Origin of the sequence: Streptomyces sp. PsTaAH-124, from assembly GCF_000373685.1 — a bacterium.
Classification (GTDB): domain Bacteria; phylum Actinomycetota; class Actinomycetes; order Streptomycetales; family Streptomycetaceae; genus Streptomyces; species Streptomyces andamanensis.
The window spans coordinates 1-16011 of sequence record NZ_KB892165.1 but is presented as its reverse complement, the minus strand read 5'-3'; the positions used below and the strand labels follow the sequence as shown (position 1 = coordinate 16011).

Below are 16011 nucleotides of genomic sequence, written 5' to 3'. Positions count from 1 at the left end.
TGGCTCACTCGGGCGGGTGCGACAGGAGCCGCTCCAGCAGCAGATAGCCGCGCCGCTCCGCGGCGGCGAGCAGGGCCGGGTCGATCCCGGCCTGCCACAGCTCGCCCGCCGCGGCGTCGTCCGCCTCGCGCAGCTCCACCACAGCCTCGGCCAGCCGCACCGCCAGCTCCGCGGGCGGCGGCCCCGCGGCACCGGCCAGCGCCTCTTCCGCCTGCCGCGCGGCGCGGGTGCACGCGGCCAGCGCGTGCTCCACGCGTACGGCGGCGTGGTCGTCGACCACCAGCATCGCGCAGGCCAGGCCCACCGCGATGCCCAGGAGACTGGCGAGGGCCCGGTCCTGGACGAGCGCGCCGGCGGGGGCGGGAGCCGCCAGTTCGCTCAGCAGCAGCGCCAGCGGCGTGAGGAAGACGACGCCGAGGCCGTAGTTGAGGACCACCACGCATTCGAGCAGGAACTCCAGGGCCACGATCACCAGCACGAGGACCACCGGGTCCGGGCGGGCGCCCAGCACCCCGAGCGCGAGCAGCAGCCCCACCACCGTCCCCAGGGTCCGCTGGACGGCACGCTGCGCGGTCGTACGGATGTTGACCGAGTGCAGCACGGCGGCGGCCGAGATCGCCGCCCAGTAGCCGTGCCCCAGGCCGAGCACGAGCGCCAGGGCACCGGCCGCCCCGGTGCCCAGCACCATGCGCAACGCGGGCACCACCCGTACCGAGAGATGCACGGGCCCGGCGAGCCGCGGCCCCGCGAACAGCTCACCGGCCCGGCGCGTGGAGTCGGCCGAGGGTGCCGAAGGGGATGCCGAGGGGGGTGCCGAGAGGGGTGGAGGGTCCGCGCCCGGGGTGCGGGCGGGGGGAGTGGGCGGGGCGGCACCCGCGGCCGCGTACGGCGTCGGCAAGCCCGGCAGCAGCTCGGGCCGGGCCCGGCGCCGGTCCGCGAGCAGCCGCGCCTGGCGGCGCAGCAGCTCCGCCGACTCGGCCCCCCTCGGCGACGGCCGGCTCGCGGAGCCGATCAGCAGGGACCAGGACACGTCGGCCAGACGGACGCAGACGGCGGTCCCGTCCCGGTCGCTGCGCGCCCCGGCCCCGGGCGGGCACCGGTCGAGGCCGGGGGACCGGTGGGTGTGCGGCGCGAGACCGAGGCAGTGGTACGCGTGCAGCACGGCCACTGTCGCACGGTGCCGCTCCCGCCCCGCCGCACCCCCCGGATCCGCCCCCTCGGCGTCGGCCGCCGTCAGCAGGCGGGCGAGCGCGCGCAGAGCGACGGCCACGGCGAGCCGCTGCGGCCGGTCCGGGTGGACGTACCGGCCCGCGACGGCCAGTGCCCAGGCGACCGCCGCGGCTGCCGCGGCCAGCCCGGTCCGGGGCAGCACGTCGGTGAACGCGGCCGGGCTCTCGGCGGCCACCGCGAAGGAGAAGAGCAGCAGCACTGCCCCGAGCCCGCCCAGCCGCGCCGCGTCGCACGCGAACTTCGCCGCTCCGGCGACCACGGCCGTGGCCGCCACCACCAGGACGGCGCCCGCCCCGCCCGCCTGCGGACGGACCAGGGCCGCCAGTGTCACGCCGCAGCCCACGCACGCGGTCATGGCGAGCGCGACCCACGCCAGCACGCGGGCGCGGCGCGGATAGGGCAGATTGCGTCCGAACGTGGTGGTGAAGGAGCCGAGCATCGCGTACACGGCGAGATCCGGACGTCCGGCGAGCACGATCGGCAGGGCGACCAGCGCCATGGCCAGGGCTGCCCGCAGGGCGAACACCAGGGCCCCGTCCACCCGGTGCACGGCCAGTGCCCCGCGTGGCGAGAGCACCCGCGCCACCCCGGCGACCGCGCGGCCTGCCGCACCTCCGGGCTCCATCGACCTCAGCATCTGCCGCTTTCCCGGCCGCGTCAAAACGTGCCCGGGGCAGGCCGGCTTCGGTGAGGGAGAACGTTCGGTCTTGACAAGGCGGGACGCGCTTGCCAGGCTCAAGAAGGGAGGGAGAACGTTCGGTCTCTTTCATGGCCCATCGTGACCTCCGCCGCGAACTCCGACCTCCACCACGTATCCGCCGAATCCACCGAAAGGGATCACCATGAGCACCATCGCCGCTCCGTCCGGTGTCACCGGGACGGCCGCCGCCCTGCGCCGCCTGTACTTCGTCCGCTGCGCCTTCGCCCTGACCTGGGCGCTCGTGATGTTCACGACGGCGTCGGGGATCAGCACGGCCACGGCCGTGCTGCTCGTGCTGTATCCGCTGTTCGACGTGGGTGCGGCCGTCGTCGACGCGAGGGCGTCGCGCGCCGCCGGATCGCCTGCGCTGCTGCGTCTGAACATGGCCATTAGCTCGGTCGCGGCCGTCGGCGTGGCCGTCGCCTGCGCGTCCGGCGTTCCGGCGGTACTGCGGGTGTGGGGCGCCTGGGCGGTCGTGTCCGGCCTGGTCCAGCTGATCGTGGCCGTCCCCCGCCGCGCGCTGGGCGGCCAGTGGCCGATGATCCTCAGCGGCGGCATCTCGGTCCTGGCCGGGGCGTCGTTCGTCGCGTCGGCCGGGGCGGACGATCCCGCGCTCACCGGTGCGATCGGCTACGCCGTTCCGGGCGGCGTCTTCTTCCTCGTCTCGGCCCTGCGTCTGGGCCGTGCCGCCAAAGGGAACTGACAGGACGGACAGGACAGCGGGAAGGCACCCGAACCCGAGGTGGGCAAGTGAACCTGCGAGACAGCACGACTCGCTGCGCCGTCGTCACCGCGATGTGCGGGGCCCTGGCGCTGCCGACGACTCATCAGGCGACGGCGGCGAGTGCCCGTACGACCGCCGGGCCCCTGGGCGCCCCGCTGGGCAGGCTCGGCCCTCTGACGGACCTCGTCATCGAGCGCATCCGGGTGGGCGACGACGTGGCGGCGGCCAAGTTCGGTACCGGCGCGCCCATCGAGGATCCCGTGCGCGAGGGACAGGTCCTGGACCAGGTCCGTGCGCAGGCCGGTGTCGCCGGGCTGGATCCGGAGGCGGCAGTGGCGTTCTTCCGGGACCAGATCACGGCCAGCAAGATCACGCAGCGGGGGCTGTTCGCCCGCTGGACCGCCCACCCCGGGGAAGCCCCCGCGACACGCCCCGAACTCGGCCCGATCCGCGAGCGGCTCGACCGGTTGACCCGGGCCCTGCTCGACGAGCTCAAGGACACGGAGCGTCGGCGCGCCGAGCCCGTCGGCTGTGCGGCGGGACTCGCCCTGGCCGGCGCAACGGGCGCGGCACTGGAACACCTGGACGCACTCCACCGCCGTGCGCTCAGGACGGCGACGCGCTCCGTGTGCCACTGAGGCGAGGCGCGCTCCATGTGCCACTGAGACGGACCGGCGCCCGTCAGCCACCGAGCGGCGCGGAACGGGCCCGGAGGATCCCCTCGACGCCCTGGAGGAAGGTCTCGGCCACCAGTTCGGGGTCGGACAGGCACCCGGAGGCCATGGCACCGTCGCGGAGCATGACGAGATGCCGGCCGGCGGCTTCGGCGGATGCGTCGCCGCCGGTCCCGGCCAGCAGTCCCGTGACGGTGTCCAGGAACCACTGCCGGTGGGCCAGGACGGCGCGGTGGACCGGATGGTCCGGATCCGGGTACTCCACCGCCGCGTTGAGGAAGGCGCAGCCCCGGAACCCCGGGGACCGGATCCCCGCGGCGATGGTCCGGCAGACGGCCCGGAGCTTGTCGGCCGCCGACTCCTCACCCGCCTGCGCGGCCTCGGCCTGGGAGCGGAGTTCCCGGTCGGCCAGGCCGAGGTAGGCGAGGACGAGTTCTTCCTTGCCCGTGAAGTGGCGGTACAGCGTGGCACGGGTGACCTGCGCCTCCGCGATGATCCGGTCGACGCCCACGGAGTGGATCCCCTCCGCGTAGAAGATCTTGGTCGCCGTACCGAGCAGCCGCGCCCGCGCCGCCGACGTGCTGCTTCCCCTGGTGCCCTGGCTCATCCAGCCAGGGTAACGAAGAACGAGGGCGAACGATCGGTCTCGAACCAGGAGTGCGCGGCCGGGCGTACGTACGACGACCGCCGCCGACCGCCGGGACCCGGCCCCCGGCCGCCATCCCGTGTGCCCGTGTGCCCGTGTGCCCGTGTGCCCGTGTGCCCGTGTGCCCGTGTTAGTCTCGTGCGTTTGCGTGGTCGTCGCGGTGAGCGATTCAGCCCGGCCGGTGCGCGGGCTGTCTTGTCCTGCCGGGCCTTCCTCGGCTCGGTACGTTCCTCCTGCGGAAGGCTGTTCATGAAGCACCCCGATGACTCCGGCACCGCCGACTCCGGCGCGACTCGGGGCGGTCCCGCCCGGCCCGGCGCCACGACCCCGGCGCTGCCCCCGGCAGGCTCCTTCGCCGACCTGGGACTGCCGGTGGAGGTACTGCGGACACTGAGCGAGTCCGGGGTGCGCGAACCCTTCCCGATCCAGGCCGCCACGCTGCCGGATGCTTTGAAGGGCCGCGATGTCCTGGGGCGCGGGCGCACCGGGTCGGGCAAGACGCTCGCCTTCGGCCTGCCGCTGCTGACCCGTACGGCCGGACGGCGGGCCGAACCGAAGCAGCCCCTCGCGCTGGTTCTCGTACCCACCCGGGAACTGGCCCAGCAGGTCACCGAGGCGCTGGCGCCGTACGCCGAGGCGCTGCGGCTGCGGACGGCCACGGTCGTCGGCGGTGTGTCGACCGGCCGGCAGGTCGCCGCGCTGCGCCAGGGAGCCGAGGTGGTCGTCGCCACCCCCGGACGCCTGCACGACCTGATCGAGCGCAACGCCTGCCGTCTGGGACGGGTGCGGATCACCGTGCTGGACGAGGCCGACCAGATGTGTGACCTGGGGTTCCTGCCGCAGGTCGTCGAGGCCCTCGACCAGGTGCACCCGGACGGTCAGCGGATGCTGTTCTCTGCCACGCTGGACGGCGACGTCGACCAGCTCGTCCGCCGTTACCTCCACGATCCCGTGGCCCACTCGGTCGACCCGGGCGCGGGCAGGATCGCGACGATGGAGCACCACGTCCTGGTCGTCCACGGCCCCGACCGCTACGCCGTCGTCACGGAGATCGCCGCCCGCGACGGCCGCGTCCTGCTGTTCCTGGACACCAAGCACGCCGTCGACCAGCTCACCCGGCATCTGCGGGCCAGCGGGGTGCACGCCGGGGCGCTGCACAGCGGCAAGTCCCAGCCGCAGCGCACTCGGACCCTGGCGCAGTTCAAGAACGGTCAGATCACCGTTCTGGTGGCGACCAATGTCGCGGCCCGCGGTCTGCACGTCGACGACCTCGATCTCGTGGTCAACGTCGATCCGCCCACCGACCCCAAGGACTATGTGCACCGGGCGGGCCGTACCGCCCGCGCCGGCGGGTCCGGCCGGGTGGTCACGCTCGTCCCGGCGGGCCACCGCGACGAGACACGCCGGATGCTGGCCGAGGCCGGCATCGAGGCGACCGTCACCAAGGTGCGCTCGGGCGAGGCGGAGCTGAGCCGGATCACCGGCGCCAAGGCCCCCTCCGGGACCCCGCTCGACGGCGGGGCCGCCCCCGCCCGGCCCAAGAACACCAACGCGCCCTTCCGCGGCCTGGGCACCAGCAAGGACCCCGCCCGCGGCGGAGGCGGCAAGTCCCGGAAGGCGGGCGAGGCCCGCAAGCTCGCCGAGGCCCGCAAGGCCGCCCTCGTACGCCGCAACGGCTGAGGGCGGTTGCCCCGTCGGCCGGTCCCGGCACCACGCCCGGCATGTCAAGCTGTGCGTGCCCATCCCCGAACCCAGGAGGTCACCATGACCGAAGAGCCCGTCACCACGGAAGGTTCGGAGCCGGCTGACGCCGAGACGTCCGCTCTGACGCCGGACGCCGACGGCAACTACGACCTCAAGCGCAAGTTCCGCGAGGCCCTGGCCCGCAAGCGCGGTGCGCAGGCGGACGCCGCCGACGCCGCCGCCAACCCGGATGCGTCAAAGGTACGCGCGGCACACGGCCCGGCCACCAGCCAGCGGTCGTTCAGGCGCAAGAGCGGCGGCTGAGCCGATCACTCCCGGGGCCTGACCGCACGACCGGCGGCAGCCTGAGCGCTTCGGGCCCCTCCGTACGTCCGGCGCGGTCTCCCGCACCACGCGCACTCTGTGCGCGCGTTGCGGGAGACGCGGGAAGCGGTGCCCTGAGCGCTGAGGCACCGGTCCGCTCGTCACGGACAGCTGCGGATATCCGCGGCGGGCACGCCGCTGCTGGGCCGCTTCGGCCAGCGCCGCCTTGGCGACGGCAGCCGCTGCCAGCTTCCGGTCACCGACAGTGGCGGCAGCCTCTTCATCGGCCCATCGCTCGAGATGGAACTGCAGCGGCTCCCTCAGGCCGCGCACCGCGGGGTGCACGGTCACACAGAGGTCGACCAGAAACGACAGCAGGTGATGGCGGCCCGACAGATGGGCGTGTTCATGGGCGAAGAGCACCTCGCGCTCCTCCGGCCCCACGCGTCGAGGATGTTCACGGCGAGCTGGAGGGCGGGTTCGGCTTGGTTCGGCTTGGTGCGCGAGCGTCATCGGCGCTGGGCCGCTCGCCGCCTTCGGCACGATCGGCATCGCCGTCGTGATGTTCGCCGAGACCGGCCTGCTCGTCGGGTTCTTCCTGCCCGGGGATTCGCTCCTGTTCACCGCCGGACTGCTGTGCCCCGGAGGCTCCACGGCCTCCTCGGGACATTTGTCCCTGCCGTGGGTGCTCGTCGCCGCGGCCGTGGGCGCGCCGGCCGGAGCCCAGACCGGATACCTTCTCGGACGCCGCGCCGGACCGGCCCTGCTCGCCCGCGCGACGTCCCGCGGGATCACCGAAGGCGCTGCCCGCGCCTGCGGCATCCTGGAGCGGTACGGGCACGCCAAGGCGATCGTGCCGGCCCGCTTCCTGCCCCCCGTGCGCACCCTGCTGAACCCGCTCGCCGGCGCGCTCGCCGTCCCGTCCCGGACCTTCGCCGTCCTGATGCTGCTCGGATGGTGGCAGGCCCGCGCGCAGGATGCGCGACAGGCGGTGAAGGCCCTGGCCGCCCCGGTCCTGACCGTGCTCGCGTTCGCCGTCAGCACCGTGCTGAAGCAGGCCGTGCACGAGAACCGGCCGTGCCGGTCCCTGCACGTCATCACCCTGGAGGCATGTCCGGCGCCCGGCGACTGGTCCTTCCCCAGCAACCACGCCACACTGGCCGCCGCGGCGGCGGTCGTCCTCTGGTTCGTCTCGACCCGCCTCGGCGTGATCGCGACCGTCGGAGCGCTGGCGATGGCCGCCTCACGGGTGTGGGTCGGGGCCCACTATCCGCACGACGTCCTCGCCGGTCTCGCCGTCGGCGCACTCGTCGCCCTGCCTCTCGCACTGCTGCTGTCCCGGCATGCCCGGACCGTGGCGGGACTCCTCGGCCGGACCCGGCTGCGGCTGCTGATCGCCTCCTGAGCCCGACAGGGGTCCGGCGGGCCTTCGGCCCGCGGCCGCACCGCCCCGGCCCCCGCGCGTACGGCGCGCTCGCGTGCTCCGTCGGGCGGACGGCGTGGCGCCGTGCCGCTTCCTGCGCCTCGGTACGGACCGGCAGACCGCGGGCGGCCCCGTACGAACTGTCGCGCGCCGGTGCCCGTTCCCGCCGGGGAGTCCGACCGCTCGGGGCCCGCGCTCAGCGTGGGCGGGGCGGGCCGTCCGGCGGCTCGTCCGGAGCGGCGGCGCTCAGCCGGGCGACCAGCTCCCGTTTGAGTATCTTGCCGCTGGGGCCGAGGGGGAAGGCGTCCACGAACTCCACCCGGCGCGGGTACTTGTACGGCGCCATCCGCTCCCTGCTCCAGGCGGCGATCTCGGCGCCGAGGGCCGGGCCCGGCGCCGAGCCGGGGCGGGCCCTCACCACCGCGCACACCTCCTCTCCGTGGACGGGGTGGGGGAGCCCGACGACGGCCGCCTGGGCGATCGCCGGATGGCGGGACAGGATGTCCTCCACCTCGCGCGGATAGACGTTGTACCCGCCGCGCAGCACCACGTCCTTCTTGCGGTCGACGACGGACAGATATCCCTCGTCGTCCTTGACGCCGAGGTCACCGGAGCGGAACCAGCCGTCCACGATGGCCTCGGCGGTCGCCTCCGGCCGGTTCAGGTAACCGGCCATCACGTTGTGCCCCCGGATGACGATCTCGCCCACCTCACCGGCCGGCACCAGCTCGATCCTGCCCTCGACCTCGGCTCTGGCGATCTCGACCTCGACACCCCAGATCGGCCGGCCCACCGTGCCCGGTCTGAGCGGCCACGCCTTCTGGTTGTAGGCCACCACCGGAGACGTCTCGGTCAGTCCGTACCCTTCGAGAACCGGGGAGCGGAACGTCTCCCGGAACGCGTCCAGGACCGCCACGGGTAGTGCGGCGCCGCCGGAGAACGCGCGGTCGAGCGCGGGCCTGCGCGGGTCGGCGCGGGCCGCGTCGAGGAGCGCCGTGTACATCGTCGGGACCCCCATGAACACGGTGCAGCCCTCCCGCACCATGAGGTCCAGCGCGCCCGGCCCGTCGAACCGGGGCATCAGCACCAGGGTCGCCCCCGCCCGGAAGCAGGTGTTCATGCCGCAGATCTGACCGAAGGCGTGGAACAGAGGCAGACAGCCGAGCAGGACGTCGTCCGCGGTGAAGTCGAACGGCGACAGCATGGTCGTGTCGACGTTCATCACCACGTTGAGATGGGTGAGCTGGGCGCCCTTGGGCCGGCCGGTGGTGCCGGAGGTGTAGAGGACCACCGCGATGTCCCCGGGAGCGCGCGGCACCTGACGGTCGATCGGGGTGCTCCGCGCCGCGAGCGCGTCCAGCCGCGGCACGCGGGTGCGCCCCTCTTCCGCGTCCCCTTCTTCTTCCCCCGCGTCCCCTTCTCCTTCCGCGTTCCCGTCCTCTTCCCCGGCGGCTTCTTCGTCCCTGACGGTGAGCACGGGCGTGCCCGTCGTCTCCGCGGCCCTGCCGCCCTCGGCCAGGAGCGGGGCGGCGCAGATCAGCGCCGCCGCCCCGCAGTCCTTCAGGACGTACGCGATCTCGTCGGCCCGGAGCAGGGCGTGGACCGGCACCGCGATCGCGCCGAGCGCGAGCACACCGAAGTAGGCAAGCGGGAAGTGCGGTGTGCTGGGCAGCAGCAGCGCCACCTTGTCGTCGGGCCCGATGCCCCGCGCGCGCAGCGCCGCCGCGTACCGCCGCGCCCCGTCCCACAGCTCGCGGTAGGTGATCTTCCGGGTACCGGAGACGATCGCCGGGTGCTCCGGTCGCCGTAGCGCGGATTCGGCCAGTACGGACGCCACGGAGAGGGTCATGGGGGTGTCACCCGCTCGCTTCCGCGGCCAGCCGCGCCTTGTCCGGTTTGCCGACACCGGTGAGCGGGAGAGCGGGGCGGACGTCGATCCGCGCGGGAACGTGCTTGGGCGAGATGGCGGTCCGGATGTGTTCGGCCAGTTCGCCGGGGCCGGCCGTACTCGCCTCGCGCAGCACCACGGCGGCGTGCAGGTGCTCGACCCGGTCCCGGTCCTGGACGCAGAAGACGGCGGCCTGCACGACATCGGGATGGGCCAGGAAGGCGTTCTCCACGGTCACCGGGTGGATCTTGATGCCATTGGTCTTGATCACCTCGCCGATCCGGCCGCGCAGGTGGAGGTAGCCGTCACCGTCGACGAGACCGAGGTCACCGGTGTGCACCCAGCCGTCCCGCACGGTCCGGGCGGTGAGTTCGGGCTCGGCCACGTACGCGCTCATCGTGAACGGCGACTGCACGCAGACCTCGCCGATCTCGCCCGGCGGCAGGTCGCGGTGGTCGTCCGGATCGGTGATCCGGACCCAGCCGGGCATCGGCCGGCCGACCGTGACCCGCAGCCGGGGGTCGAGGTGTTCGGCGGGCGAGAGCATGCTGACGAAGCCCGCCTCGCTCGTGGCGTACACCTGGATCAGCACGTCGCCGAAGACCCTGACCGCCTCGCCCAGTCGCTCGGGGGACGCGGGGGAGCCCACGTACGTGACCATCTGGAGACGGGACAGGTCGGTCGAGCCCAGCTCCGGATGGTCCATGAGCAGATACAGCTGGGGAGGGGAGAGCAGCATCCGGGTGATCCCGTACCGCTCGACGCAGCGCAGCGCGTCACCCGCGTCGAAGCCGTCCCGCAGGACCACCGAGCCGCCGGACGCCAGTGAGTCGTCGGCCGTGGCGCCGCTGGAGTGGCTGAGCGGGAGGCAGGCCAGATAGACCGACCGCCAGCCCATTTGGAGTCCGGCGGAGATGAAACCGTTGCGGGCCCGGAAGTCGAAGGCGATGCCCTTCGGCTCACCGGTCGTCCCGCTCGTGTAGGTCACCACGGCGGGCCGGTCGAGTCCGATCTCGATGGCGGCCGGGTCCAGCGCGTCCGGATCCCCGGCCGTCAGGTCCAGGACGTCGGGGCCGAGGTCGCCGAGGGCGACGAGGGTGAGCGGAGTGCCCAGCCGCCCGCGCAGCTCACGGGCGGCCGCGAGGTTCTCCGCGTCGACGGCCAGATGCGTCGCACCGGTCTCCCGGAGGATCTTGAGCCGGGCGTCGGCGGCCAGCTGGTCCGCCGGGTCGACCGCGTTGGTGGTGTGCAGATGGACCACCGTGGCCCCGGCCAGATTCGCGGCGTACCGCAGGACCAGCGTCGGGGCGGTGTTGGTGACGGTCAGGACGGCGACGACGGTTCCGCCACCGGTCCCACTGGTCCCACCGGTCCCGGCGGCGTGCTGGTGCAGGACCTGCGCGCCCGACCGGACCAGAGTGGTCAGCTCCGCCGCGGTCAGCGTCTTGTCGCGCCAGGACAGGAGGATTTTCTCCGGTTCCGCGGATATCACCTGAAGGATCTGGCTGACATACGTTTCGTTCGACGGCATAGGAAACTCCAACGGTGCCGTGTCGAGGAATTTCCGCAGAGCCTACAACAAGCGAATCGAGTACACCAGGAGTGTGAAAAGAAGAAACGGGTGCGCAGGCGGTGCCGAATTGTCGCAGGCCGCGCCATCGAAGTGATATGCCGCTCTGAGACAATGCCCTCTACCGGTTCGGCCCCCGCATCGGCTTGGTCTTCGGAGAAAAGGGTCGTCATGAACCATTACCTGGAGCTCTTCTCGCGGTATACGGGGGAAGGTGGGTCACCGGAGGCGAAACGGGAGTTTCTGGAGATCGGCCGGCTCGCCGGGAAATTCCCGGCGGCCCGGAGCCTGCGGGACGGGGTCACCTCCGAGATCAGCGTGTGGTGCAGCAACGACTACCTGGGGATGGGGCAGCACCCGCTGGTCCTGGCGGCCACGCGCGAAGCCCTCGACGAGTACGGCGCGGGCTCGGGCGGCTCCCGGAACATCGGCGGGACCAACCACTACCACGTGCTGCTGGAGAAGGAACTGGCGGATCTGCACGGCAAGGCGGACGCCCTTCTCTTCACCTCCGGGTACACCGCGAACGACGGAGCCCTCACGGTCCTCGCCGGTCGGCCGGAGAACTGCGTCGTCTTCTCCGACGAGATGAACCACGCCTCGATCATCGACGGACTCCGCCACAGCGGCGCCGAGAAACACATTTTCCGCCACAACGACATGGCGCATCTGGAAGAGCTGATATCTGCCACCGACCCCGGTCGGCCGAAGATGATCGTCACGGAGTCGGTCTATTCGATGGCGGGCGATGTCGCCCCGCTCGCCGAGATCGCCCGGATCGCCCGCGAGCACGGCGCGATGACCTTCCTCGACGAGGTCCACGCGGTCGGGATGTACGGCCCGGAGGGAGCCGGTGTCGCCGCGAGCCTGGGCCTCGCGGACGAGTTCACCGTCATCATGGGAACCCTGGCCAAGGGATTCGGCACCACCGGCGGATACATCGCCGGTCCCGCCGAACTGGTCGACGCGGTGCGCGGCCTGTCCCGCCCCTTCATCTTCACCACCGCCCTGCCACCGGCGGTCGTGGCGGGCGCCCTCGCCGCGGTCCGGCATCTGCGCACCTCCGACGAGGAACGCGACCGGCTCCGCGAGAACGCGCGACTGACGCACCGGCTGCTCACGGAACACGGCATCCCCTTCGTCTCCGACGGGTCCCACATCGTTTCGATCTTCGTCGGGGACGACGCACTCGCCCGGCGGATCTCCGCCCTGCTGCTGGTACGCCACGGCATCTACGTCCAGGCGATCAACGCGCCGAGCGTGCGCGCGGGCCAGGAGATCCTCAGGAGCGCACCCGGGGCCGTCCACGAGCCCGCGGAGATCGAGCAGTTCGTCGCCGCGCTGGACGGGATCTGGCGGGAACTGGGAGTGACGCGGATTCCGGGCCCGCACCCCTCGCCCGGAACGGACGGCTGAGGCGCCCCGAAAGGCCGCACGCGGCACTTCCGCCGCTCCCCGACCCGTCCGTTCCCCGTACCCGCGTCGTGTCGCGGCCTGCGATATCGGGCCGCTATGCGACGTGGGCAAGATCGGCCTCGTAGGCCCGGCGGCGCCGCACGCCGGGCCCGACGAAGGCCGCCCGGCCGACGCGCGACCCGTGGGAGCGGCACCCCGCCACGGTCCGGTGACCGGTGTTCCTGCTCGCCGTGAAGGAGTCCGAAGACACGATGGCGCACCCCGACGGTACGGAAGCACCGCTGCTGTGGACCCTTTCCGGCAGCGGCAGGGAGTCGCTGGCGGCCGGCGCGCGCGGCCTGCACGCGTACCTGGCCGGCCGAGCCGACTGGACCCCCCGGGACATCGCGTCCGCCCTCGCGCGCGACGCTTCCGAGGGGAGTCGGCGGGCGGCACTGGTGGCGGACGGCCGGGACGGGTTCCTGCGGCGGCTGGACGCGCTCGCCGACGGCAGGAGCATGCCCGGCCTGGTGGAGGGCGCCGCCGGGTCCGGCCGCCGGGTCGCCTTCGTGTTCCCCGGACAGGGCGCGCAGTGGCCCCGGATGGCGGCGGACCTGCTGGACACCTTTCCGGTGTTCCGCGACCGGATGGACGCGTGCGCGCAGGCCCTGGAACCGTTCGTCGACTGGTCGCCCGTCGACGTGCTCCGCGACCCGGACGCGCCGGGTTCGCCCGCCGGGGACCGGGCCGACGTGGTGCAGCCCCTGCTGTTCGCCGTGACGGTGTCGCTCGCCGCGCTGTGGCGCTCCCACGGCGTGGAACCGGCCGCCGTGCTCGGACACAGCGTCGGCGAGGTCACCGCCGCCGCCGTCTCCGGCGCGCTGTCCCTGGACGACTCCGCGCGGGTGGTGGCCCTGTGGAGCCAGGCCCAGGCGACCCTGGCCGGGCAGGGCGACATGCTCTCCGTCATGGCCCCGGCCGACGAGGTCGAGCCGCGGCTGCGCCGCTGGGAGGGCCGCCTCGTCGTCGCCGCGCACAACGGCCCGCGGTCCGTGATCGTCTCCGGCGACCGCGACGCCGCGGCCGAACTCCTCGCCGACCTGGCCGCGGACGCGGTGCACGCACGGCGGATCGCCGTGGGCCTGGCCGCCCATTCCCCCCACATCGACGCGATCACTCCCCGGATGAGCGCCGACCTGGCACCGATCCGGCCCCGCACACCGCATCTGCCCTACTACTCCGCACTGACCGGCGGACGACTGGACGTCCCCGTACTGGACGCCGACTACTGGTGCCGCAACCTGCGCAACACGGTCAGGTTCCGGCAGGCGGCCGGCGCCCTGCTGCGGGACGGGCACGACGTCCTGCTGGAGGTCAGCCCGCACACCGTGCTGACCTCCGCCCTCACGGACTGCGTGGAGGAACACCGCGCGCGGGTCGCCGTCCTCGGGACGCTGCGCCGGGACCAGGACGGTCCGGGACGGTTCCTGACCTCGCTCGGTGACCTGTACGTGCGCGGTGTCACCCCGGAACGGGAAGCGCTGTCCGCCGCCGGGCACGCCCGGGTGCGGGAGCTGCCGACGGCTGTCCTGGCGGCGTTCACGCAGGACGGTCCGGCGAACGTCAACGGGCCGGACGGGCCGGACGGGGCGGACGGCGCGGTCGGTGACCGGGAGGCCGCCACCGCGTTCCGCGCGGAGCTGGCCGCGACGGACGTACCGGAGCGGCGTGCCGCGCTGGCCCGGCTGGTGGACGAGGAGATCGCCGCGCTGACCGGACGCTCCGACCCTGTCCCCGCCGAACTTGCTTTCCTGGACCTGGGGTTCGACTCCGTCACCGCCGTGGAGCTGCGGAACCGGCTGAGCGCGGCGACGGCGCTGCGCATCCCGGCGACGGTCGTCTTCGACTGCCCGACCCCGGCGGCCCTGACCGCGTACCTCTGCGCCGAGATCGGCGGCGACCGACCCGACAGGAGGGACACGGACGCGGACGGGCCGGTACGGCGGCCCGCGGACGACGACCCCGTGGTGATCGTCGGGATGGGCTGCCGCTACCCCGGCGGTGTCGGCAGCCCCGACGAACTCTGGGAGCTGGTGGCGGCAGGTGCCGACGCCGTCTCCGCGCTGCCCGAGGACCGCGGCTGGGACACCGCCGGACGCTACGACCCCACACCGGGAACACCGGGGCGGTACTACCAGCGCGAGGCAGGTTCGCTCGCCGGTGCGGCCGAGTTCGACGCGGAGTTCTTCGGCATCTCGCCGCGCGAGGCGGCGGCCATGGACCCGCAGCAGCGGCTGCTGCTGGAGACGGCCTGGGAAGTGCTGGAGCGGGCCGGTATCGACCCCGCCACCCTGCGGCGGACCCCGACGGGCGTCTACGTCGGGGCGATGACCATGGACTACGGCCCCCCTCTCGAACAGGGCGCCGACGAGGGCGGCCACCTGCTGACCGGCACCACCGGAAGCGTCGCTTCGGGCCGCCTGGCCTACACCCTCGGTCTGGAGGGAGCGGCGGTCACCGTGGACACGGCGTGCTCGTCCTCGCTGGTGGCCCTGCACCTCGCGGTACGGGCGCTGCGGTCGGGGGAGTGCTCGCTGGCGCTGGCGGGCGGCGCGACCGTGATGTCCACGCTCGGCATGCTCGTGGAGTTCAGCCGCCAGGGCGGTCTGGCCCCGGACGGCCGCTGCAAGGCGTTCGCGGCAGCCGCCGACGGCTTCGGCCTGGCCGAGGGTGTGGGGATGCTGCTGCTGGAGCGGTTGTCGGACGCCCGGCGTCACGGGCATCCGGTGCTGGCGGTGGTGCGGGGCTCGGCGACGAACCAGGACGGTGCGAGCAATGGTCTGACGGCGCCCAGTGGTCCGTCGCAGCGGCGGGTGATCCGTGCGGCGTTGGCGGACGCGGGGCTGACGGCGGCGGATGTGGATGTGGTGGAGGCGCACGGTACGGGCACCAGACTGGGTGACCCGATCGAGGCGCGGGCGCTGCTGGCGACGTACGGGCAGGACCGGCCGGGGGACCGCCCCGTGTGGATCGGCTCGCTGAAGTCCAACATCGGCCATACCCAGGCCGCGGCGGGTGTGGGCGGGGTCATCAAGTCCGTGCTGGCGATGCGGCACGGGGTGATGCCGAAGACGCTGCACGTGGACGGTCCGACGCCGGAGGTGGACTGGTCGGCGGGGGCCGGCCGGCTGCTGACGGAGGCCCGTGCGTGGGACGAGACGGGTCGTCCGCGCCGGGCGGCTGTGTCCTCCTTCGGTATCAGCGGGACCAACGCTCACGTGATCTTGGAGTCTGCCCCGGCGGAGGCTAAGTCCGCGGCCCTAGCGGAGGCCCCGGCCGGGACACCGGCGGGTGCCCGGCGTCCGGGGACGGTCGTATGGCCGGTGTCGGCGCGCAGCGCGGAGGCTCTGCGGGCGCAGGCGGAGGCGTTGGCGGCGCGGGTGATGGCGGAGCCCGGCCTTGATGTGGCGGACGTGGGCTGTTCGCTGGCGACGGGGCGCGCGGCGTTCGAGCACCGTGCCGTGGTGGTGGGCGGCGACCGGAGTGCGTTGCTCGGTGGGCTGAAGGCGCTGGCGGAAGGGCGTTCGGCACCGGTATCCGGGCTGGTGTCCGGTGGCGGGTTGGTCTCCGGTCGTTCGGTGTGGGTGTTTCCGGGTCAGGGTTCGCAGTGGGTGGGGATGGCTGCGGGGCTGCTGGACGAGTCGCGTGTGTTCGCGGGGCGGATGGCGGAGTGTGGTCGGGCTCTGGCGCCTTA

At 73.4% G+C, this 16011-nt stretch carries 11 protein-coding genes; 7 read left to right on the top strand and 4 right to left on the bottom strand.

Annotation, left to right across the window (positions count from 1 at the left end):
- Nucleotides 1-4: 4 nt before the first annotated feature.
- Entirely contained in the window at nucleotides 5-1855 is a 1851-nt protein-coding gene (locus B086_RS0111865; protein WP_234029299.1) for an FUSC family protein, read from the bottom strand.
- Between the two features lie 217 nt (nucleotides 1856-2072).
- Between B086_RS0111865 and B086_RS0111860 the strand changes: the two genes are divergently transcribed.
- Nucleotides 2073-2633: a hypothetical protein gene (locus B086_RS0111860; protein WP_018566626.1), complete on the top strand. Its 561-nt coding sequence runs from the start codon at nucleotides 2073-2075 to the stop codon at nucleotides 2631-2633.
- A 47-nt stretch (nucleotides 2634-2680) separates the two neighbouring features.
- Entirely contained in the window at nucleotides 2681-3292 is a 612-nt protein-coding gene (locus B086_RS0111855; RefSeq protein ID WP_018566625.1) for a chorismate mutase, read from the top strand.
- 43 nt (nucleotides 3293-3335) lie between these two features.
- Here B086_RS0111855 and B086_RS0111850 read toward each other — a convergent pair whose 3' ends face one another.
- Nucleotides 3336-3935, bottom strand: a complete 600-nt coding sequence (locus tag B086_RS0111850; protein WP_018566624.1) for a TetR/AcrR family transcriptional regulator — start codon at nucleotides 3933-3935, stop codon at nucleotides 3336-3338.
- 288 nt (nucleotides 3936-4223) lie between these two features.
- Here B086_RS0111850 and B086_RS0111845 point away from each other — a divergent pair, with 288 nt between their 5' ends.
- The 3 genes from B086_RS0111845 (at nucleotide 4224) to B086_RS45905 (ending at nucleotide 7386) form a co-directional block, all read left to right on the top strand.
- Nucleotides 4224-5654 (top strand): DEAD/DEAH box helicase, encoded by a 1431-nt coding sequence (locus B086_RS0111845; protein WP_018566623.1) that lies wholly within the window; start codon nucleotides 4224-4226, stop codon nucleotides 5652-5654.
- Nucleotides 5655-5738: 84 nt separating this feature from the next.
- Nucleotides 5739-5981 carry a DUF5302 domain-containing protein gene (locus tag B086_RS0111840; RefSeq protein WP_018566622.1) on the top strand — a complete coding sequence of 81 codons (243 nt, stop codon included), beginning with the start codon at nucleotides 5739-5741 and terminating at the stop codon, nucleotides 5979-5981.
- Between the two features lie 562 nt (nucleotides 5982-6543).
- Nucleotides 6544-7386 carry a phosphatase PAP2 family protein gene (locus B086_RS45905; RefSeq protein WP_018566621.1) on the top strand — a complete coding sequence of 281 codons (843 nt, stop codon included), beginning with the start codon at nucleotides 6544-6546 and terminating at the stop codon, nucleotides 7384-7386.
- 214 nt (nucleotides 7387-7600) lie between these two features.
- On the opposite strand, the gene B086_RS0111825 is transcribed toward B086_RS45905, so the two are convergent.
- Together B086_RS0111825 and B086_RS0111820 are read right to left on the bottom strand one after the other, a co-directional pair.
- Complete coding sequence (locus B086_RS0111825) at nucleotides 7601-9253, bottom strand: long-chain-fatty-acid--CoA ligase (protein ID WP_018566620.1); 1653 nt, start codon at nucleotides 9251-9253, stop codon at nucleotides 7601-7603.
- Nucleotides 9254-9260: 7 nt separating this feature from the next.
- Nucleotides 9261-10823 (bottom strand): AMP-binding protein, encoded by a 1563-nt coding sequence (locus B086_RS0111820; RefSeq protein WP_018566619.1) that lies wholly within the window; start codon nucleotides 10821-10823, stop codon nucleotides 9261-9263.
- Between the two features lie 210 nt (nucleotides 10824-11033).
- On the opposite strand from B086_RS0111820, the gene hemA reads away from it, so the two are divergent.
- On the top strand, nucleotides 11034-12278 hold the full coding sequence (gene hemA / locus B086_RS0111815; protein WP_018566618.1) for a 5-aminolevulinate synthase: 1245 nt from the start codon (nucleotides 11034-11036) through the stop codon (nucleotides 12276-12278).
- A 251-nt stretch (nucleotides 12279-12529) separates the two neighbouring features.
- On the top strand, nucleotides 12530-16011 hold a 3482-nt coding region (locus B086_RS39810), incomplete at its 3' end, for a type I polyketide synthase (protein ID WP_037873345.1).

What these genes read in the sequence shown, in the direction of transcription:
- B086_RS0111865 (WP_234029299.1), bottom strand. Translation starts at nt 1,855, where the DNA reads ATGGAGCCCGGAGGTGCGGCAGGCCGCGCGGTCGCCGGGGTGGCGCGG.
- B086_RS0111860 (WP_018566626.1), top strand. Translation starts at nt 2,073, where the DNA reads ATGAGCACCATCGCCGCTCCGTCCGGTGTCACCGGGACGGCCGCCGCC.
- B086_RS0111850 (WP_018566624.1), bottom strand. Translation starts at nt 3,935, where the DNA reads ATGAGCCAGGGCACCAGGGGAAGCAGCACGTCGGCGGCGCGGGCGCGG.
- B086_RS0111845 (WP_018566623.1), top strand. Translation starts at nt 4,224, where the DNA reads ATGAAGCACCCCGATGACTCCGGCACCGCCGACTCCGGCGCGACTCGG.
- B086_RS0111840 (WP_018566622.1), top strand. Translation starts at nt 5,739, where the DNA reads ATGACCGAAGAGCCCGTCACCACGGAAGGTTCGGAGCCGGCTGACGCC.
- B086_RS45905 (WP_018566621.1), top strand. Translation starts at nt 6,544, where the DNA reads ATGTTCGCCGAGACCGGCCTGCTCGTCGGGTTCTTCCTGCCCGGGGAT.
- B086_RS0111825 (WP_018566620.1), bottom strand. Translation starts at nt 9,253, where the DNA reads ATGACCCTCTCCGTGGCGTCCGTACTGGCCGAATCCGCGCTACGGCGA.
- B086_RS0111820 (WP_018566619.1), bottom strand. Translation starts at nt 10,823, where the DNA reads ATGCCGTCGAACGAAACGTATGTCAGCCAGATCCTTCAGGTGATATCC.
- hemA (WP_018566618.1), top strand. Translation starts at nt 11,034, where the DNA reads ATGAACCATTACCTGGAGCTCTTCTCGCGGTATACGGGGGAAGGTGGG.